The 19,495-nt window shown below is 70.5% G+C and carries 17 protein-coding genes; 8 read left to right on the top strand and 9 right to left on the bottom strand.

What is annotated here, in order from left to right; all coding sequences use genetic code 11:
* Positions 1 to 161: 161 nt before the first annotated feature.
* A complete protein-coding gene (locus tag ABIA35_RS25315) occupies positions 162 to 1,880 on the bottom strand; it encodes an ABC transporter permease (RefSeq protein ID WP_370344939.1) in 1,719 nt (572 codons plus the stop codon).
* Positions 1,877 to 2,785: an ATP-binding cassette domain-containing protein gene (locus ABIA35_RS25310; protein WP_370359532.1), complete on the bottom strand. Its 909-nt coding sequence runs from the start codon at positions 2,783 to 2,785 to the stop codon at positions 1,877 to 1,879. The genes ABIA35_RS25315 and ABIA35_RS25310 overlap by 4 nt, the downstream gene beginning before the upstream one ends.
* 76 nt (positions 2,786 to 2,861) lie before the next feature.
* Between ABIA35_RS25310 and ABIA35_RS25305 the strand changes: the two genes are divergently transcribed.
* A complete protein-coding gene (locus ABIA35_RS25305; protein WP_370344937.1) occupies positions 2,862 to 3,410 on the top strand; it encodes a GbsR/MarR family transcriptional regulator in 549 nt (182 codons plus the stop codon).
* 45 nt (positions 3,411 to 3,455) lie between these two features.
* Here ABIA35_RS25305 and ABIA35_RS25300 read toward each other — a convergent pair whose 3' ends face one another.
* Positions 3,456 to 4,130 (bottom strand): winged helix-turn-helix domain-containing protein, encoded by a 675-nt coding sequence (locus ABIA35_RS25300; protein ID WP_370344936.1) that lies wholly within the window; start codon positions 4,128 to 4,130, stop codon positions 3,456 to 3,458.
* A 382-nt stretch (positions 4,131 to 4,512) separates the two neighbouring features.
* On the opposite strand from ABIA35_RS25300, the gene ABIA35_RS25295 reads away from it, so the two are divergent.
* The 4 genes from ABIA35_RS25295 (at position 4,513) to ABIA35_RS25280 (ending at position 6,806) form a co-directional block, all read left to right on the top strand.
* On the top strand, positions 4,513 to 4,932 hold the full coding sequence (locus tag ABIA35_RS25295) for a hypothetical protein (protein WP_370359531.1): 420 nt from the start codon (positions 4,513 to 4,515) through the stop codon (positions 4,930 to 4,932).
* A 154-nt stretch (positions 4,933 to 5,086) separates the two neighbouring features.
* Positions 5,087 to 5,482 carry a BlaI/MecI/CopY family transcriptional regulator gene (locus tag ABIA35_RS25290; RefSeq protein ID WP_370344980.1) on the top strand — a complete coding sequence of 132 codons (396 nt, stop codon included), beginning with the start codon at positions 5,087 to 5,089 and terminating at the stop codon, positions 5,480 to 5,482.
* Positions 5,479 to 6,537 (top strand): M56 family metallopeptidase, encoded by a 1,059-nt coding sequence (locus ABIA35_RS25285; RefSeq protein ID WP_370359530.1) that lies wholly within the window; start codon positions 5,479 to 5,481, stop codon positions 6,535 to 6,537. The genes ABIA35_RS25290 and ABIA35_RS25285 overlap by 4 nt, the downstream gene beginning before the upstream one ends.
* An 11-nt stretch (positions 6,538 to 6,548) precedes the next feature.
* Positions 6,549 to 6,806: a hypothetical protein gene (locus ABIA35_RS25280; RefSeq protein WP_370359529.1), complete on the top strand. Its 258-nt coding sequence runs from the start codon at positions 6,549 to 6,551 to the stop codon at positions 6,804 to 6,806.
* Positions 6,807 to 6,996: 190 nt separating this feature from the next.
* On the opposite strand, the gene ABIA35_RS25275 is transcribed toward ABIA35_RS25280, so the two are convergent.
* The 5 genes from ABIA35_RS25275 to ABIA35_RS25255 form a co-directional block, all read right to left on the bottom strand.
* A complete protein-coding gene (locus tag ABIA35_RS25275; RefSeq protein ID WP_370359528.1) occupies positions 6,997 to 7,890 on the bottom strand; it encodes a sigma-70 family RNA polymerase sigma factor in 894 nt (297 codons plus the stop codon).
* A 39-nt stretch (positions 7,891 to 7,929) separates the two neighbouring features.
* A complete protein-coding gene (locus ABIA35_RS25270; RefSeq protein WP_370359527.1) occupies positions 7,930 to 9,297 on the bottom strand; it encodes an MFS transporter in 1,368 nt (455 codons plus the stop codon).
* 191 nt (positions 9,298 to 9,488) lie between these two features.
* Positions 9,489 to 11,429 carry an ABC1 kinase family protein gene (locus ABIA35_RS25265; protein ID WP_370344930.1) on the bottom strand — a complete coding sequence of 647 codons (1,941 nt, stop codon included), beginning with the start codon at positions 11,427 to 11,429 and terminating at the stop codon, positions 9,489 to 9,491.
* 45 nt (positions 11,430 to 11,474) lie between these two features.
* Positions 11,475 to 12,023, bottom strand: a complete 549-nt coding sequence (locus ABIA35_RS25260; protein WP_370344929.1) for an MscL family protein — start codon at positions 12,021 to 12,023, stop codon at positions 11,475 to 11,477.
* Positions 12,024 to 12,155: 132 nt separating this feature from the next.
* A complete protein-coding gene (locus ABIA35_RS25255; protein ID WP_370359526.1) occupies positions 12,156 to 13,187 on the bottom strand; it encodes a TerC family protein in 1,032 nt (343 codons plus the stop codon).
* A gap of 293 nt (positions 13,188 to 13,480) precedes the next feature.
* Here ABIA35_RS25255 and ABIA35_RS25250 point away from each other — a divergent pair, with 293 nt between their 5' ends.
* From ABIA35_RS25250 to ABIA35_RS25240, 3 genes are all read left to right on the top strand, one after another.
* On the top strand, positions 13,481 to 14,254 hold the full coding sequence (locus ABIA35_RS25250; protein WP_370359525.1) for a sugar isomerase domain-containing protein: 774 nt from the start codon (positions 13,481 to 13,483) through the stop codon (positions 14,252 to 14,254).
* A 127-nt stretch (positions 14,255 to 14,381) separates the two neighbouring features.
* Positions 14,382 to 15,305, top strand: a complete 924-nt coding sequence (locus ABIA35_RS25245) for a proteasome assembly chaperone family protein (RefSeq protein ID WP_370344926.1) — start codon at positions 14,382 to 14,384, stop codon at positions 15,303 to 15,305.
* Positions 15,306 to 15,410: 105 nt separating this feature from the next.
* The gene (locus ABIA35_RS25240; RefSeq protein ID WP_370359523.1) at positions 15,411 to 18,554 is read left to right on the top strand and encodes an NACHT domain-containing NTPase; all 3,144 of its coding nucleotides are present in this window, start codon (positions 15,411 to 15,413) and stop codon (positions 18,552 to 18,554) included.
* Here the strand turns inward: ABIA35_RS25240 and ABIA35_RS25235 are convergent.
* Complete coding sequence (locus ABIA35_RS25235) at positions 18,451 to 19,482, bottom strand: LLM class F420-dependent oxidoreductase (protein ID WP_370344924.1); 1,032 nt, start codon at positions 19,480 to 19,482, stop codon at positions 18,451 to 18,453. The two genes, ABIA35_RS25240 and ABIA35_RS25235, sit on opposite strands and share 104 nt — an antisense overlap.
* Between the last annotated feature and the right edge of the window lie 13 nt (positions 19,483 to 19,495).

The following is a 19,495-nucleotide window of genomic DNA, read 5'->3' as shown; positions in this document are numbered from 1 at the left end:
GCTGGCGGATCGGGTGGGGCGAGGGTCCCGGGAGAACGACGAAGCCCCGGGGCACTCGCCCCGGGGCTTCGTTTGCTGGTTCAGGAATCAGCGCGCCGGGACGGTGTCCGGCGTCGTCGTCTGCATGGCGCGCTTCATGAGATCAACGGTAGCAGAACGCCTCACGCCGAGGACACGTCCCGCCGCCGGAACCCGAGCAGCCCGGCGGTGCTGAGCACCGCGGCCACCACCGTCATCCAGACCAGCGGCGTCCACGTAAAGGTGCCGCCGGGAACCTTGGGGATGTGCGTGTACGGAGTCAGGTCCAAGAACCACTGCCCGGCGTTGACCAACGGCCCCAGATAGGCGATGAACACCATCACGCCGAACACCCCGTACGCCGCCGACGTCCACTTCGGCACCAGCCCGAACAGCGCCACCGCGGCCGCGGCGATGACCCACAGCGCCGGCGTGGTGATCAGGCCGGCCTTCACCATCTGCCCGACCCGGCCCCAGAAATCGCCCAGCACCGCCCCGGCCCCGACGCCCACCCCGAGGCCGCCAGCGGCCATCACCAGAGCGCTGCCGACAGCCGGGAACACCAAGTGGCTGCCAGCCCACGCCAGCCGCCCGGCCGAGCCGGACAGCACCGGCTCGGCGCGTCCGGAGGTCTCCTCCCCGCGCAGCCGCAGAACCGCTTGCACCGCATAGAAAGCGGCGGCCATCCCCAGGAAGCTGACGGCCGTGGCCAGGTAGGAGTCGGTCAGCCCGCGCACCCCGCCGTACCGGCCGATGATCTTCTCGACCTGCTGGTTGTCGTTCAGCAACTGGTCGATGCCCTTGGCGATGGAGCCCATGACGATCCCGAACACGAAGATCCCGGCCATCCAGCCCAGCAGCGTCGGCTGCTGCAACCGCCGCCCCAGCCCGAAGACGCCGCGCAGCCCCGGCCCGGCGGCGGCCGGCCCCGGACGCTGCGGCAGCAGTCCGCTGCCCAGGTCCCGGGCGTTCTGCACGCGGTAGCCGACGACCGCGGCCACGACCCCGGCTGCCAGCGTCACAGCGACGACCCACCACCGGTTCCCGGCCCACGGATGCACCCGCTCGATCCACCCGAGCGGCGAGAGCCACGCCACCCAGCCGGCGCCGCCCTTGGTCCCGGCCGCGTCGCCGACCGTCCGCAGCAGATACGCCACGCCCAGGATCAGCGCGCCGATCCCGTTGGCCGCCCGGCCGGTCTCGGTGAGCTGCACCGCGACCGCCTGCGTCCCGGCGAACGCCACGCCGACCGCGAACAGGCAGGCCCCGAAGGCCAGCGCGCCGCCGACGCCCTGCCCCAACGCCACCATCACCGCCGCCGCCAGCAGCCCGATCCCGAAGCAGGCGCCGACGGCGATGGTCAGCGCCGCGCTCAACGGGGCGTTGCGTCCGACCGCGCCGGACCCGAGCAACTCCAGACGCCCGGACTCCTCCTCGGCCCGAGTGTGCCTGGTGATCAGCAGCACCACCATGATGCCGATCAGCAGGCCGCCGAACCCGAGCGTGCGCCAGGCGGTCAGCGCGCCGAGGCTGTGGGTGTCGTACAGCGGGCCGTACAGCGCACGCAGCGAGGGGTTCGCGCCGATGCTGGTGGCGAGCTTGTCGCGGTCGCTCTGCGCCGGGTAGAGCTTCTTCAGCGAGTAGGCGGTGCTGCCGACGGTCGCCAGCAGCGCGTAGATCCAGACCGGCAGCATGATGCGGTCGCGGTGCGAGGCCAGCTTGATCAGGGTGCGCAGACCGCCGTCGGCGTCCTTCTGGGCGCCGGGCCGCGGGGCGAACTTCGAGGTCTTCTTCGTGGTCTTCTTTGAGGTCTTCTTCGTGGTCTTCTTCACGCTCTTCTCGCCTGCCGTCGCGGCGCTCACCGCCGCACCGCCCCTTCGGGCTCGTAGTGCCGCAGGAACAGCTCCTCCAGCGTCGGGGGCCGGCTGACCAGCGTCTTCACACCGATCGCGGTCAGGGCTTTGAGCAGGCCGTCGAGGTGGTCGGTGTCGACCTGGCCGGTGAACTTCTGAGCGCTGATCTTCGCGTCGTGCACGCCGGGCAGGTCGGCCAGGCCGGCCAGACTGGCCGCCGGCCCGGCGAGTTCGGCCTCGACGGTGGTCCGGGTCAGGTGCCGCAGCTCGGCCAGCGACCCGGTCTCGACGGTCTTGCCCGCGCGGATGATGTTCACCCGATCGCACAGCGCCTCGACCTCGGACAGGATGTGGCTCGACAGCAAGATGGTGCGGCCGCGCTCGCGCTCCTCGGCCACGCACTGGCGGAACACGTCCTCCATGAGCGGGTCCAGGCCGGACGTCGGCTCGTCGAAGACCAGCAGCTCCACGTCCGAGGCCAGGGCGGCGATCAGCGCCACCTTCTGGCGGTTGCCCTTGGAGTACTGGCCGCCCTTCTTGGTCGGGTCCAGCTCGAAGCGCTCGAGCAGATCGGCACGGCGGTGCGCGTCGACCCCGCCGTGCAGCCCGCCGAGCAGGTCGATCACCTCCCCGCCGGACAGGTTCGGCCACAAGGTGACGTCGCCGGGCACGTAGGCCAGCCGCTTGTGCAAGGCCACGCGGTCGCGCCAGGGGTCCCCGCCCAGCAGGCTCGCCCGGCCGGCGTCGGCGCGGATCAGGCCGAGCAGCACGCGGATGGTCGTCGACTTGCCGGCCCCGTTGGGTCCCAGGAAGCCCAGGACCTCGCCCTCCTGGACCGTCAGGTCCAGGCCGTCGAGCGCGCGGGTCCGGCCGAAGGTCTTCACCAGGCCGGACGCGCTGATCGCAGTCGTCATGCCGCCGATGCTACTCCGAATCTTCAGAGTTTTGTGAATGTTATGAAAGTGCGAGCGCGACCGCTACCGTGGGGTCATGCGCAAGGACGACGCCGACCGGCCGGCCCCCGACCCGCTGCTGGTGTACATCGAGCGCTTCGCCGGCGTGCTGACCGACAGCGGCATCCCGCGCATGCCCTCCCGCGTCTTCGCCGCCCTGATCACCCAGGACGACGGCCGCCTGACCTCCCAGGAACTGTCGGACCTGCTCGACATCTCCCCGGCCGCCGTCTCCGGCGCCATCCGCTACCTGTCCCAGGTCAACCTGGTCACCCGCGAACGCGAGCCCGGCACCCGGCGCGACCGCTACCGGGTGCTGGACGAGGTCTGGCAGGACGCCCTGTTCGAGCGCGACACGATCATGGCACGCTGGGAGAAGAGCCTGGCCGAGGGCGTCGGGGTGGTCGGCGCGGACACCCCGGCCGGACGGCGGCTGACCGAGTCGGTGCTGATGTTCCAGTTCCTGCGCGGGGAGCTGTCCGGGATGCTGGAACGCTGGCAGGAGCGGCGCGCCGAGCTGCGGGCGGAGTCGGCGCGCACGGATGCGGTGGCGCGGGCGTTGGCTTCTGGGAAAACGAAGGACTGAGGGCCGGCAAGCGGGGTCCGCCGACGGCCCTCAGTCTCTGTCACCTCAGACCCTGATGCTCCTGGGCAGTTCCGCGTCCGCCACGTACCCGATCCCGCGCACCGTCCGGATCAGGTCCGGCACGCCGAGCTTGGCCCGCAGCGTCGCGATGTGGACCTCCAGCGTCCGGTTCGCCGACTTCTCGGTGGTGTGCCACACCTTCCGCAGTATCAGCTCCCGGCACAGCACCGCCCCCGGCGTGCTCGCCAGCAGGTGCAGCAGGTCGAACTCCTTGCGGGTGAGGACCACCGGCTGGCCGTGCACGTTCACCCGGCGCTCCTCGGCGTCCACCACCACCGGCCCGACACCCAGGTGGTCCGGACGCTCGGTCGGCGTGCGCACCGCGGCGCGGATGCGCGTCGACAGCTCGGTGAGGCCGTAGGGCTTCACCACGAAGTCGTCCACGCCGATCCGGCGCCCCTCGATCCACAGCCCGCGGTCGGCGCGCGCGGTGATCGCGACCAGCGCGGCCTCCGTCTGGCGGCGGATGCGCTCGCACAACGCGAGCGCCTCCTCGTCCAGTAACCCGAGATCCAGGAGCACGGCGTGCGGCGAGAACGCCGCCATGCCCGGCAGATCGTCGGCGCGCAGCCGCCGGACCGCGAACCCGTCCAGGCGCAGTGCGTTGTCCAACGCCGGTTGCACCCGGTCGTCCCTGCGGCCGGCCACTACTAGCCTCATCGAACCGTCACCTCACAGCGCCGCGAGCGCGCCCGTATCGCCTAAAATCAGGGTAATTCGTTAATAATGTTTGCCAGGGTCCTGCCATTCTGCTCACCCAGCGTGCCGGAAGGCAATACCGCGCGTGTTGTTTTTCTCAATGCGAGCTCAAATCGGGATACTCCACCAGGGGTGGAAGAACACTGACAGTGAGGATTTCCGTCCTGAGGCTCCGGCACGGCGCCGAGCGCCACATTCCGCCACCCCGGGCGGCCGGGCGCGGGAGGTCTGACGATTGCGCTGATCCGACGAATGCGCCGAACGTGTGACGCGATCCCGCGGCGCGCGGCCCGGAGGCGGGAATCGGGCGGGAATCGGTGCCGTGGTCGGCGAGGGTGGCCGCATGACCGTCGACGGCTCGTACGCGGCCTGGGTGCGTCCCACACGCCGGGTCCACCTCGCACTGTCCGTGGGGATGACCCTCACCGGCGTCATCCTCATCGCCGCCGGCGCCTCCGGCGGGCGGGGTGCGGTGCGGCCGGCGCCGATGATCGGGCGGACCGCCGACAGTGTGGTGAGCGGTGGGGTCGCCGGGGCTGGAATCCCGGGCATCCTCGTCCCGGCCGCGCCGCTCGTGCACTTCGCGCCGCCGGTCGCCGGAATGCCCGCCATCGGGACGCCGGTCATTGGGACACCGGTCATCGGGAAGCCTGCCGCCGGGACGCCTGCCGCCGGCGCGCCGAAGCCGGAAGCGAAGCCGCACGCCAAGCTCAAGCCGCACCACCGGCACAGGCCGCATCCCTCCGACGTTTCGCAACCGTAGTCGCGTCCCGCCCCGCGTCCGCTGACGCGTCCGGCGGCCCCGATGCCGCCCGCGACACCGGCGTGGCTGCCCTCTCACCCCCTCAAACCCTGAATCCGGCGGTCACAGCCCTGGTCGGCAGCCAAAAGAAACCTCTAGGCTTACGGCCGTGGCGATGCGACAACTCGGGGACCTCGAAGCGGCGGTCATGGACCGCATATGGCGGCGCAACCGCCCGGTGCTTGTTCGCGACATCCTCGACGACCTCAACGCCGACCGGTCCCTCGCCTACACCACGGTCATGACGGTGATGGACAAGCTGCACCGCAAGGGATGGCTGCGCCGTCAGCCGCAGGGGCGGGCGTACATCTACGAGGCGGTGGCCTCCCGCGAGTCGTACACCGCGCGGCTGATGCGCGACGCGTGGGCGACCAGCGACAACCAGGCGGTGGCGTTCGTCCACTTCCTGGAGCAGCTGTCCGACGAGGAGGCCAAGGCGCTGCGCGCGGCCCTGGAGATCTGCCCCCCGGCGTCGCCCCACCCGGCCGCGGAGGAAGAGCGGATGCAGTGACGGCCGCGCTCATCCTGGTCGTCTACGCACTCGCGGTGGCGCTCCTGGCACCTCCGCTGCTGGCCCGGCACTGGCCCTCGGACCGCGCCCCGCGGCTGACGGTGGCCCTGCTGCAGATCCTGACGTGCTCGTTCCTGCTGGCCACCGTCGGCGCGGGCCTGGCCCTGGCGTTCACCCTGGTCGAGGGCCTGTCCGAACTCTCACCGGCCCTGGACTCCTGCGCCGACCAGCTCCAGGTCGCCGACCACGGCTCGCTGGGCACGGCCCTGGGCCACCTCGGCTGGATCTCGGCGGTCCTGCTCTCGGCCCGCCTGCTGTACTGCCTGGCCGCCACCTTCGGCACGGCCCGCCGACGCCGCCGTGCGCACACCGACATGCTCCGCATCCTGGCCACCCGCGACGCCGAACTCGACGTCCTGGTCCTGGACCACCCGGCACCGGCCTGCTACTGCCTGCCCGGCGACGTGGTGATCACCACCGGCGCCCTGGAACGCCTGACCGCCAAGCAGCTGGAGGCAGTCCTGCTCCACGAGCGGGCGCACATGTCCGGACGCCACCACCTGATCATCGCCCTGGCCGCCGCCGTCCGCCGCACCATGCCGCACATCAAGCTCCTGGCCTACGCCGAACGCGAGACCCGCCGCGTGGTCGAGCTCATCGCCGACGACGCCGCCGTGGCCCACACCGGAGCCCCCACCGTCGCCGCGGCCCTGGCCGTCATCGGCAGCGCCCACCCCGCCGACCGAGCCCCCGGCTACGACCCGGTCCCCGAAACCGCCCTCGCCATCGACTCCTCCCCGACCCTCCGCCGCATCCGCCGCCTCCTACGCCTGGACCCCACCCTCACCCGCCGAGGCCAGGCCCTGGTTATCGCCGCAACAACCGCGGCCACGGTGTTACCGGTCGCGCTCCTACTGGTCTCGGGCGCGACGATGCTCCGCGCATGCCCGCCGGACAGCGACGGCGGATGGGCACCACCGGCGGTGGTGTCGGTGGACGGCGCGGCGGACGGCGCGGCGGACGGCGCGGCGGACGGCGCGGCGGACGGGAGCTAGGGGGCGCACAGGTGCAGATCGTCGAGGACAGCATCGTCGGCGTGCGCGCGGCGGCGATCACGCTGTCACGCCACGAAACACCACTGCGCTTCCAGCTCTACCCGATGCTCCACATCGGCGACCGGGGCTACTACCGCGAAGTCACCCGGCGCCTGCCCGACAGCCGCCAAGCCAGTCGGGTGACGCGCTGGCCGGTGCCGAGCCGCCGCACGCCGATCAGCAAGCCGGTTGATCGCCGCGCTCGCCTGCGCCAAATCGCCCCGCGCTGATCTGTCTGCCTGCTGGCCGGTCGCCATGCTCGCCGGTGCCGAGCCGCCGCACGCCGATCAGCATGCCGGCTGGTCGAGCCGCCGTGGTGCTGCCGACATGCCGGCTGGTCGAGCTGCTGTGGTGCTGTGGCCCTGCCGACATGCCGCTCGATCAGCATGCCGGCCCGTCCGACCTCCTGGGGCCAGTTATCTACTCCCCCGCCACCGCCACGACCTCCACCGCCAGGTCGCCCAGCAGCCCGGCGTCGCCCAGCATCTCGATGCCCACGATGCGTCCGCCGACGATCACGAAGTCGAACACGACCTTCGGGCGTCCGCCCACCGACCAGACCAGGCCGGCGCTGCCGTCCACCAGCGCCAGCTGCGCTGCTTCGGCGCGGCCGGAGAACTGGCCGGCGACGTCGGCGGCGCCGCGGAGTTCGGCGACGGCGCCGATGGCGACGGCGGTCGGGTCGCCGCGCAGGACGACGTCGGGGTCCAGGAGCTTGAGCAGGCCGGCGAAGTCGCCGCCGCGGGAGGCCTTCAGGAAGGCGCTGACGACCTCGCGCTGGCGGCCTCGGTCGGCTTCGGACTCCTCGCCCTGGCCCTGGACGCGGCGGCGGGCGCGGCTGGCCAGTTGGCGGACCGCCGCCGTGGACTTGCCGACGATCGGGGAGATCTGCTCGAAGGGGACGGCGAACAGGTCGTGCAGGACGAAGGCCAGGCGTTCGGCCGGGGCCAGGGTGTCCATCACCACCAGCAGGGCCAGGCCGACCGAGTCCGAGAGCTCGGCCGCCAGTTCCGGGTCGGCCAGCGCGTCGCGTTCGGTGGCCTCGACCGCCTCGACGCCGGCCGGGCCCTCCAGGTCCTCCTCGCCGTGGTTGCGGCGGGCGCGCAGCACGTCCAGGCAGACGCGGCCGGTCACCGTGGTGAGCCAGCCGGCCAGGTTCTCCACCTGCGCCACGTCCGAGCGGTTCAGCCGCAGGTAGGCCTCCTGCACGGCGTCGTCCGCCTCGGCCAGCGACCCGAGCATGCGGTACGCCACCGCCCTCAGGTGCGGGCGCTGGGACTGGAAGAACTCGGCGAGCTGCTCGGCGTCGGTCATGGCTCCACATTCTGCGGGCGGGCTGTTCTACGGGCGATCTCAGGCGGTCACCACTTCGACGTCCGCGTTCGCGGGAATGTGACAGACGCCGGCGGCGGATGGGCCACCGGTTGGAAGATCGCCGCTCCCGCCGTGATCACTAATACCACCGGCAACACCGGTCCCACCAGATCCGAGCCGCCCGCGCAGCAGCGCCCCGGCCGCCAAGGCCGCCGCCACGCTCACCACGGCCGTCGCGGCGAACCCCCACCGGGTGTCGGTGTGGTCGGTGAGCTCGGCGACCCCGAGCATCACCACCACCGTGGCCGCCAGCCCGCCGCCGTTGGCCAGCCCGAAGGCCCGGCCCACGTGCGCCTCGTCCACGCTGGTCATCACCAGCGTCCGCGAAGCGATCCGCGCCGTCCCGAACGTGAACGCCCCGATCGCCACCCCGATCGCCAGGAACCCCGGCCCGAACTGCGGCTGCAGCACGAACACGGTGTTGCACGCCAAGAACCCCACCACCGCGATCGGCAGATCCCCGAACCGCCGCCCCACGACCTTGTAGAACACCGTGGCCGCCAGGAACCCCAGACTCCCGATCGCGTCGACGACCCCGAACAACCCGGCCCCGCGTCCCCACTCCCCCATCACCAGCTTGGGCAGCAGCGCGTTGAACACCGTCACCACGACACTGCCCTGCGCATAGAGCAGGATCAGGCGGACGAGAGGAACCGGCTGCCCGCCGGGAACGGCAGAGCTGAGAGAAGCCATGCCGACCGAGATCTGAGTCCTGGCAACGCTTTCAGCTCTTGGTTCTACCTCTGGTTTCACCTCTGGCTCTACCTTCCGGGGCAACGCCCCGACCGACCCCACGAGCAAAGCCGACACCACGAACGTCCCGGCGTTGAACACCAACAGCGGCGACGCCCCCAGCCGCTGCACCAGCAACCCGCCGACCGTCGCCGACATCAGCATCCCGGCCTGCGTGGCCATCTCGTAGTTCGCGGTGAACCGCCGCACCTGCGAGGCCCGCACCCGCTCCTTGATCATCGCGTTGCTCGCCGGGAAGAACAGCGCCGCCACCACGGCCAGCGCGAAGTTCGCCGCGTACACCCCCGGCCCCTTGGCCCCGCCGAGCGTCAGCCACACCGGCAACGCCAAAGCCAGCACCGCCGACGTCGCATCGCACCCGATCCACAGTCGCCGCCGGTCGTACCGGTCGGCCAGCCGCCCGAAGTACGGCGAGAGCACCGCCTGCGGCACCGCGACCGCGATGAACAACAATCCGACCGACAACATCGTCTTGTCGCTCCGGATCATCAGCAGCGCCCCGGCGATCAGCTGCACGTTGTTGCCCAGGGCGGTGACGAAGGCGGCGGGCACGAGCAACCGCTCGGCCCGCCGCGTGGCATCGGCGAGTTCCATGGGACCAAGTGTCGGCAGCTTCACTGACACCAACTGGCAGTGGTCGACGTGAAACCGGCCCCCAACCCTCGTCCTAGAGGTCGAACCAGAAGCTGATTCCCTTGCCAGGCCTCAAAAGCTCAGAACCTCAGCGCCTCAGCCCCCGGCCTCAGAACCTGAGGGCCTCAGAACCCGGCCTCAGCACCCCGGCATCAATCCTCCGGCCGCCGGAAGACCACCACCAGCACCCGCAGCGCCAGCACGCTGGCCACCGCCAGGAAGCTGTAGCCGAGGAACTGGTACAGGCTCACCGACTTGCCGACCATCGGCCCGTTCTGCCGCCCCACCATCAGCACGCCCATCAGCCCGGACGTCGCGGCGAGCACCGTGATCAGCACCTGGTGCACCAGCCCGGTGACCACGTCCCGGTCCCGCCGGTCGGCGAACAGCCGCACGTTCACGCTCAGCCGCCCGCCCTCGGCCGCCCCGAGCAGCCGGTCCACCCGGCGCGGCAGCCGCCGCAGCATCGGCATCAGGGCGACCAGTTCGGCGGCCGCCTCGCGCTTGAGCGCCTCCGGCCGCAGCTGCGCGGCCGCGTACCCGCCGGCCAGCTTGCGGGCCTCGGTGACGATGTCGAAGTCCCGCGCCAGCTCGGTGAGCGTCCCCTCCAGCGTGCCCAGCGCCCGGAACACCGCCGCGACCTCGGCCGGGACCGCCAGGCCGTAGGAGCTGACGATCCGGAACAGGTCGGTGAACATGGCGACGTCGAACCCCGAGTCGTTGCGCAGGTGCCGGGCGGTGAAGCGCCCCAGGTCCCGTTCCAGCGCGGCCTCGTCGATCTCCTCCGGCGCCGTCATCACCTCCAGCACCGCGTCGCACAGGTACAGCGGGTCCCCGGCGTCGACGGCGGCCAGCAGCCGCTGCATCGAGGAGCGCAGCGAGGAGTCCAGACGGCCCACGGAACCGAAGTCGAGCATGCCCAGGCGGCCGTCGGTCAGCAGCAGGATGTTGCCGGGGTGCGGATCGGCGTGGAAGACGCCGTCGACCATCACCTGGCGCAGCAGGTAGTCCAGCAGCCGTTCGGCCAGTTCCCGCGCGGCGATCCCGCGCTGGGCCAGCTCCGGCAGCGCGCGCCGCAGCGGCACGCCCTCGAAGCGTTCCATCACCAGCACCCGGCTCGAAGAGTGCTCGGTGAACGCCTTGGGGACCGCCACGCCCTCGACCCGGGTGACCGCGACGGCCGCCAGGTTCCGGGCCTCGATGCGGAAGTCCAACTCCTCGCGCAGCGCCGCGGCGAAGCCCTCGGCCAGTGCCTTGACGCCGAGGGACCGGGCCCAGGACGTGCGCCGCTCCAGCGTCCGGGCCAGCCGCCGGATGATGTCCAGGTCCCGGTTCACCTGGCCGGTCACACCGGGCCGGCGCACCTTGACCACGACCTCCTCGCCGGAGACCAGGCGCGCGGTGTGCACCTGCGCGACCGAGGCGGCGGCCAGCGGTTCGCGGTCGAAGCGGTCGAACACCGTCTCGGCCGAGCCGTATTCGGCGGTCAGCACCGCTTCGATCTCCGGCCACGGCACGAAGGCGGCCTGGTGCTGGAGCAGCGACAGCTCGTCGACCATCTCGGCCGGGAGCAGGTCGCGCCGGGTGGACAGGATCTGTCCGAACTTGATGAAGGTCAGGCCGCCCTCGTTCAGTGCTTCGCGCAGTGAGCGTCCGATATTGGCCTGGGGACGCCGGCCGCGCAGGTAGGGGCCCAGGCCGTGGCGCATCAGGATCATGGTGAACCGCCAGTAGCGGCGCGAGCGGGCCACCCGGCTGCGCAGGCCCCTGATCCACTCCAGCGGCGTCGGCAGGCTGCCGCTGGGCGCCAGCGCCTCGGCGACCACCAGGAAGACCATGCTGGGCAACAGGATGATCAGCAGGGACAGCACCAGCAGCAGCGGCTTCTTGGAGTCCGCCAGGGTCCCGTCGGGCAGTCTGGGGCCGAGCATCGCGGTCAGGATCGTGCTGGACATGGCCGAGGAGATCCCGGCGGCCACGACCAGGCGGGTGGCGGAGAACCGGACGCCGAGCAGGCGACGCACGATCGAGGCGAGGACCACGACGGTGACGACCGCTGTGAGGACGAAGAGCGGTCCCTGCAAGAAGCTCATGCGGCGACCTTATTGGTCGCCGCATGAGGGAGGGGATGAGGCCTTTTACGCGTCCGCCGCCCCGGCGGCGGCCACCGGCTTGGCCTCGACGGCCATGACCGGCTCGGGGAGCTTCATCTCCGGCAGCGCGGTGTGCAGCGGGATCTCGCCGGGAGCCTCGTCGGTGAGGTCCGTGGAGTCCTCGTCGAGGATCGGGTTGACCTGCGAGGTGCAGAAGCTGCACCGGCGGGCCCGCGCGGGGATCTGCTGCAGGCACTCCGGGCAGGCGCGCTTGGCGTGGGACAGGTCGTGGTGCGGGTTCAGCTCCTCGGTGAGCTTGTTCACCGGCAGCACGATGAGGAAGTACAGAGTCGCGGCGGTGAGCAGGAAGCTGATGCCGGCGTTGATGAACGTCCCGTAGGGGAACGTCGTCTTGCCGAGCGTGAAGACCTTCTTGCTGTAGTCGCCGATGCCGCCGGTCGCCCAGCCGATCAGCGGTGTGAGGAAGGCGCCGGTGAACGCGGTCACCATCGCGGCGAACGCGGCGCCGATGACGACGCCGACGGCCAGCCCGACGACGTTGCCGCGCACGACGAACTTCACGAAGCCGTTCATTGACCCCCCTGGGTCCGACAGGATGCTGAGGAGAATGCTGACGAGATGTGCGCGCGGCAGCATCCCACATCCGGCCGGTCCGCGAGAAGTGGGGCCGGATAAGGGTTTTCAGCCCTGTGTCCACCTCTGGGTCTACCTCGGGGGCTGAACCTCGGTCTGCTCCTCGGCCTGCTGCTCGGTCTGGTTGTCCCCGGCCGCCTTGTCGGGACCGGCATCCGCGCGCCGCGTGCTCCACAGGCTGGTCACCGTGGTGATCGCCAGCACCCCGATGATCACGCCGAGCGAGGCGGCGATGCCGATGGTGGGGATGGTGACCGGCCCGATGTGCTCGACCCCGGAGCCGTGCAGCGCCTCGAAGAGCATCTTCACGCCGATGAAGCCCAGGATCACCGACAGTCCGTAGGACAGGTGCACCAGCCGGTCCATCAGAGCGCCGAGCAGGAAGTACAGCTGCCGCAGGCCCAGCAGCGCGAAGACGTTGGCGGTGAAGACGATGTACGGCTCCTTGGTGAGCCCGAAGATCGCCGGGATCGAGTCCAGGGCGAACAGCAGGTCGGTGGAGCCGATGGCGACCATGACGATCAGCATCGGGGTGAAGCGCCGGTGCCCGCCGACGTGGGTGACCAGCCGCGCGCCGTCGTAGTCGTCGGTGGTCTTCACGGCCTTGCGCACCCGGCGCAGCAGCCGGTTCTCCTTGAACTCCTCATCGCCGTGCCCGGTGGCCAGCTTGACCGCGGTGTAGACCAGGAACGCGCCGAAGACGTAGAAGATCCAGCTGAACTGGTTGATGACCGCGCTGCCGACGCCGATGAAGAAGCCGCGCAGGACCAGCGCCATCACCACGCCCCACAGCAGCACCTGGGACTGGTAGGCGCGCGGGACGCGCAGCTTGGTCAGGATGATGACGAAGACGAACAGGTTGTCGACGCTGAGGCTGTACTCGGTGATCCAGCCGGCGAAGAACTCGCTGCCGTAGCGGTGCCCGCCGAAGTACGAGACGCCGATGCCGAACAGGATGCTGGCCGCCACGATCCCGGTGACCCAGACGGCGGCCTCGCGGGGCTTGATCGCGTGCGGGTTCCGGATGCCGTGCCACAGGTCCAGGCCCACGGCCACGGCCAGCACGGCGATGGTGGCGATCCAGACGGTGAGGCTGACGTGCATTGCGGGACTCCTCCGGCGTTGTCATGGCATGCACGACGGCATACCCAAGCGCCGAAAGTCTTCTCCACCTGAAACGCTGAAACCGCAGCTCAGGCCGGGGGACCGGGAGCCTTCGGCTCCGTGATGACGATCCGTCCGATTGAGGAGTACTCCCCTTCGATGAGATCAATGGTCCCAGGAAGACGGGTGTTCACGCAAACCCTCGTGGCCCGGGCGCGGATCTGCTTTGATGGAGCCGGATCGGTGTGGTTTAGACCACACGCGCCAGACCCAACGCATTGAGGGAGAAGCCCATGGAGTCCCTGCCGCCGGAGCTGTCGCCGACCGGATACCTCGCCGAGGTGCGCCGGGTGCTGGAGCACATCGAGAAGACCCAGACGGACGCGGTCTTGGCCGCCGGAGCGCTGATCGCGGACTCCATCGCGGCCGAGGGGGTGCTGCAGGCCTTCGGGACCGGGCACTCCGAGGCGCTGGCCATGGAGGTGGCCGGGCGGGCCGGCGGGTTCGTGCCGAGCAACAAGCTCGCGCTGCGCGACCTGATCCTGTTCGGCGGCGAGCCGGTGGACCTCCTCAACGATCCCAAGATCGAGCGCCGCGAGGGGCTGGCGAAGCGGATCTACGACCTGGCGCCGGTGGAGCCGCAGGACGTGTTCGTGATCGCCTCCAACTCCGGCGGCAACGGCGTGATCGTGGATCTGGCCGAGCACGTCATCGCGGCCGGCCACAAGCTGATCGCCATCACCTCCCTGGAGCACACCGCGCGCATCACCTCGCGGCACTCCTCCGGCAAGCGTCTGAAGGACTTCGCGGACGTGGTGCTGGACAACGGCGCCCCCTACGGCGACTCGGTGCTGCCGCTGCCCTCCCTGGGCGCGAACGTCTGCGGGATCTCCTCGGTCGGCAACGCGGTGCTGGCCCAGATGACCATCGCCGAGGCGGTGCGGCTGCTGGCCGAACGCGGTGTCGAGCCGCCGGTGTACCTGTCGGCCAACTCCATCGGCGGCGACGCCCACAACGACGTTCTCGAGGCGAGATTCGCCGGGCGGATCCGCCGTTCGGCGTCCTGAAACACCGGCGAACGCCCGCGGATGAGCCCGCCTGGAGCAGGAATAGATCACCACCCGTTCGCCGCTGATGGTTAGGCTGGACGTGAACCGCCGGACAGCCACGACAAAGACGGATGAGGTGCTTCAAGTGGTCGCGCGCAAGGATCCGAAGGCTCTGTACGAGCTGGCGCCCGGCACACCGGGCCTGGCCGGCGTGGTCTTGCTGCACCAGATGGAAGGCTTCATGGACGCCGGCGGGGCCGGCCGGCTGGCCTCGGAGCACCTCCTGGACCAGTTCGACCACCGCCTGGTGGCGTCCTTCGACGTGGACCGGCTCATCGACTACCGCAGCCGGCGCCCCACGATGACCTTCGACAAGGACCACTACGACCACTACGAGGACCCGGCGCTGGACCTGCACCTGCTCACCGACGGCGCCGGCAAGCGGTTCCTGCTGCTGGACGGCCTGGAGCCGGACCGGGAGTGGGAGCTGTTCGCGCTGGCCGTGCGCTCCCTGGTCGAGCACTTCGACGTGAGCATCACCGTCGGCATGCACGGCATCCCGATGGGCATCCCCCACACCCGCCCCCTGGGCATCACCGCCCACGCCACCAACCCCGGCCTGGTCGACACCACCGACCAGCCGGTCCTGGACCGCCTGCAGGTCCCGAGCTCGGCGGCCTCGCTGCTGGAGTACCGCCTGGGCGAGTGGGGCCACGACGCCGCCGGCTTCGCCGTCCACGTCCCGCACTACCTGGCCTCCTCCCTGTATCCGCAGGCTGCGATCCGGCTGCTGCGCTCGGTCTCGGAGGCCACCGGCCTGGTCCTGCCGGACGTCGAACTGCGCGACGCGGCCCGCCGGGCCTCGGAGGACATCGAGCGCCAGGTGCAGGAGTCCTCGGAGGTCGAGGACGTGGTGCGGGCCCTGGAGCGGCAGTACGACGCCTTCAACGTGACCGACCGCAAGAACCTGCTGTCCGACAACGACGGCCGCATGCCGACCGCCGACGAGTTGGCCGCGGAGTTCGAGCGCTTCCTGGCCGACCAGGACGGGCCGCCGCCGAGCCCGTGAGAACCGCGAGTTTTTTGAGAACCCTGATACAAGTAGATCACAGACCGCCGCAGCCGACATGATGGTCGGATGCGGCGGTCTTTGCGATATACGGACGCGGTCAAAGTGTTGGCCGGAGGCGAGAACCAGCTGGTCAAGCTGATAGACGAGGCCAGCGCCACGATGCTGCTGGGCGCGGGGGTGTTCGACCTGTTCGAAGCCCGGCAGCAGGCGCTCAGACTGCTGGAGAAGGTGCTCGACAGGTTCGGCGAGAAGCTGCGCGGCCTGGACCGGCTGACCCGCACCGAACGGATCCACGCGGCGCACGAGATCATCAGGATCACCGCGTACTTCGACGCCTTCGGCGCGGCTATGAGCGAGTTCCAGGACGCCGGGACCGTCCACTTCTCGGCATCCCAGGAAACGGCCCTGGCCACCGGCTCCGAATCAGACCTCGGGTGGCGCGCCCTGTTCCAGGAGCTGTGCCGCAAGGAGAACTACGGCTCGCCGCTGTGGGACAACACCTCGCTGGCCATCTTCGCGAAGATGGCCGCGGACTCCTTCCGGTTCCTCACCGGCCTGGCGCTGTGGGACGAGCTCACCGCGACCGAGCACGACCGTCTCAGTACTCTGCTGAAAGAGCAGGTGCCGGACCAGGCCGCCGCGCGCTACCAGGAGAACCTGCGGCGCCTGTCGGCCGAATGCCCCGAGTTCGGGGTCTGGGTCAACCTCCAGGCCCACGCCGCGACCCGCGAGCGGCTGACCGCCGGCCTGGCGAGCCTGGAGACGCTGTTGGCCCCGCTGACGGCCGGATTCCCCGCGCACCAACAGGAAGCCCTGGCCCGCGCCTACCGGGCGGGCCTGGCCAAGCCGATCCTGCTCACCAACGGCCCGGACTCCCACCTGACGCTGCCGTCCCTGGGCGAGGGCTACGTCGACCACAGTTTCCGGCTCGCCTTCGGAAGACTTCCCACCAGCCAGAGCTGGGACCGGCACGAGTTGCGGCACGACCTGCCCACCCTGCTGGGCACCTACCTGATGTCCGAATACGCGCTGAGCACGCCGCTGCTGATCCTCGGCCAGCCCGGCTCCGGCAAGTCGGTGCTCACCCGCATCCTGGCCGCGCGCCTGCCGGCCGAGCACTTCCTGCCGGTCCGGGTCGAGCTGCGCCGCGTCAACGCCGAGGCCGACCTGCAGGACTACATCGAGTCCGCGATCCGCGAGCAGACCGGCCAGGACGTCCAGTGGACCCGCTTCGCCACCGCCGACCCGGCCCTGACCCCGGTGGTGATCCTGGACGGCTTCGACGAGCTGCTGCAGGCCACCGGGGTGGCCCAGACCGACTTCCTGCAGCGGATCGAACGCTTCCAGGAACGCGAACTGGACCAGGGCCGCTCAGTCGCGGTGATCGTCACCAGCCGGACCGCCGTCGCCGGCCGCGCGACGCTGCCCAGCGACATGCCGATCATCCGGCTGGAGCCGTTCGACGACGCGCAGATCGTCGCCTGGATCGACATCTGGAACCGGGCGAACAGCGCGACGCTGGCCAATCGTTCCGTGCTGCCGCTGTCGGCGCCCACGATCCTGCGCTACCGCACGCTGGCCGAGCAGCCGCTGCTGTTGCTGATGCTGGCGTTGTACGACGCCACGGACAACGCGCTGACCGCGGTCTCCCCGGGCCTGAGCCAGAGCGCGGTGTACGAGCAGCTGCTGAAGGACTTCGCCCGCCGCGAGCTGACGAAGGACCCTGACATCTCCGACCTGGACCGCCGGATCGAGGTGGAGCTGCTGCGGCTGTCGATCGTCGCCTTCTCCATGTTCAACCGGGGCGCGCAGTGGATCGATGCCGACAGCCTCACCGAGGACCTGCGCGCCCTGGGCATCTGGGAGGCCGAGCGCAACCAGAACACCTTCCGCTCGACGCTCAGCGCCGGGCAGCAGATGGTGGGCCGGTTCTTCTTCATCCACAACGTCCAGGCCACCCGCGACGGCGGGGAGTTGCAGACCTATGAGTTCCTGCACGCCACCTTCAGCGAGTACCTCATCGCGCGCCTGGTCGTGCGGCTGCTCGCCGAGCTCGCCGCGCAGCACCTGGCGTCGACGTACGCGGTGTCCCGGACGGTCAACGACGCGATGCTCTACGCGCTGCTGTCGTTCGACTGCCTGGCGGCCCGCGCGCCGATCGTGGAGTACATCGGGGAGCTGATCGCCCACCACGCCCCGGCGATGCGCAGCGCCATGACCGACATCGTCGTCAAGCTCTTCCACGGCAGCCTCATGCAGCGCACCGACCACACGTACTCCGACTACCAGCCGGTGGCCGCCGAGGTGGTGACCCGGGCCAGCTGTTGGAACGCGAACCTGTTCCTGCTGCTGGCCCTGACCCGCGACCGGGTCAGTCTGCGCGAGCTGTTCCCGGAGAAGGGCAACGGCGCGGTGTACGAATGGCACCGGCTGTCGAACCTGTGGCGCAGCTGCGTCCGGGGCGAGGGCTGGAACGGGCTCGCCGACGCCCTGGCGGTCGAGCGCGTGTGGCACGGGGAGGGCCGGGACATCATCGTGCACGTCGGGCCAGCCGTCGTACCGGCTGCCAAGCCCGACATGAAGTGGTCGTACGACATCCCCGACGTGCCGTGGCCCGACGGCGGCCGGTGGGAGTCGCACTCGCACGACGAGCTGGCGCGGCGGGCGAACTTCCTGATGGACCGGCGCATGGACGTCGCGATGCACAACATGATGGCGGTGGCCGGCGCGCTGCCGACCCTGGGGAACGCCCTGTACAACACCAAGGACGGCCGCCTGGTGACCGCCACCGCGCTGCTGACCACGGCGTTCGTGGCCCCGTACCTGACCGAGCCGGCCGACGAGGCGATCATCGAGCTGGCCCGCTCGCTGCCCCGGCTGAAGGCGAAGTTCCAGCACGAGACAGAGCTCTACGACAAGCTCGCGCTCAGCGTGTTCACCACCGCGGTCGAACTGGACTCGCTGACCGCCGCCGCCCGCGAGGAACTGCTGGCCCTGCTGCTGTCCGACGCCGTCTTCACGGCCCGCGACCCGCAGGTCGTCCGCCTCCACGAACGCCTGGAGAACCTGCTGATCGCGAGCCTGCCGCCGACAGAACCGACTCGGGCTATAGAACCGACTCGGGCCATAGAACCAAAACGGGCTACAGGACCAAATCCGCCAGCGCGCGCAGCGTCTCCTGCTCCCGCGCTGTCACCAGCAGCGTCGTCACCGGCGAAGCCCGCCAGGCCGCCAGCCGCTCCTTGATCCGCTCGGCCGGGCCGACCAGCGAGATCTCGTCGGCGAAGGCGCTGGGGACGGCCATCACGGCCTCCTCGCGCTTGCCGTCCAGGAACAGCTCCTGGATGCGGTCGGCCTCGGCCTCGTACCCCATGCGGACCATCAGGTTCTTGTGGAAGTTCGCACCCTTGGCGCCCATGCCTCCGACGTAGAAAGCCAGGGCGCCCTTGATGGGCCACAGGGCCTGCTCGATGTCCTCGGCGGAGGAGCCGGTGAAGGCGAGGTGGACCATGGCGGTGATCTCGAAGCCGTCCCTGGCGCCGGCGATCTGGTCGGCGTAGACCTCGGGGCGCTCCGGGACGTAGTACAGCGGGAGCCAGCCGTCGGCGATCTCGGCGGTCAAGGCCACGTTCTTGGGGCCCTCGGCACCCAGGATGATCGGCAGGTCCTTGCGCAGCGGACGCAGGTTGGTGCGCAGCGGCTTGCCCAGGCCCATCGCGTCCAGGCCCCGGTAGGGCAGCGGGTAGTACTCGCCGTCGCTGGTGACCGTCTCGCGGCGCAGGACCTTGCGGATCACCTCGACGTACTCGCGCGTGCGCGCCAGCGGCTTGGGATAGGGCCGGCCGTACCAGCCCTCGACGACCTGCGGGCCGCTCAGGCCCAGGCCCAGGATCACACGGCCGCCGGACAGGTGGTCCAGGGTGATGGCGTGCATCGCCGTGGCGGTGGGCGTGCGGGCCGCCATCTGCGCGATGCCGGTGCCCAGGCGGATGCGGCTGGTGCTGGCGGCCAGATAGGCCAGCGGCGTGAACACGTCGGAGCCCCAGGACTCGGCGGTCCAGACCGAGTCGAAGCCGAGGTCCTCCGCGTACTTCACCAGACCCACCCAGTCGTACTCGGGCGGCTTGGAGGCCCAGTAGCCGAGTTGGAGGCCGAGCTTGAGGTCCGTGGTCATCAGGGCTCCTTGC

Source organism: Catenulispora sp. MAP12-49 (assembly GCF_041262705.1).
Classification (GTDB): Bacteria; Actinomycetota; Actinomycetes; order Streptomycetales; family Catenulisporaceae; genus Catenulispora.
This window is presented reverse-complemented; position numbering and strand designations above follow the sequence as displayed.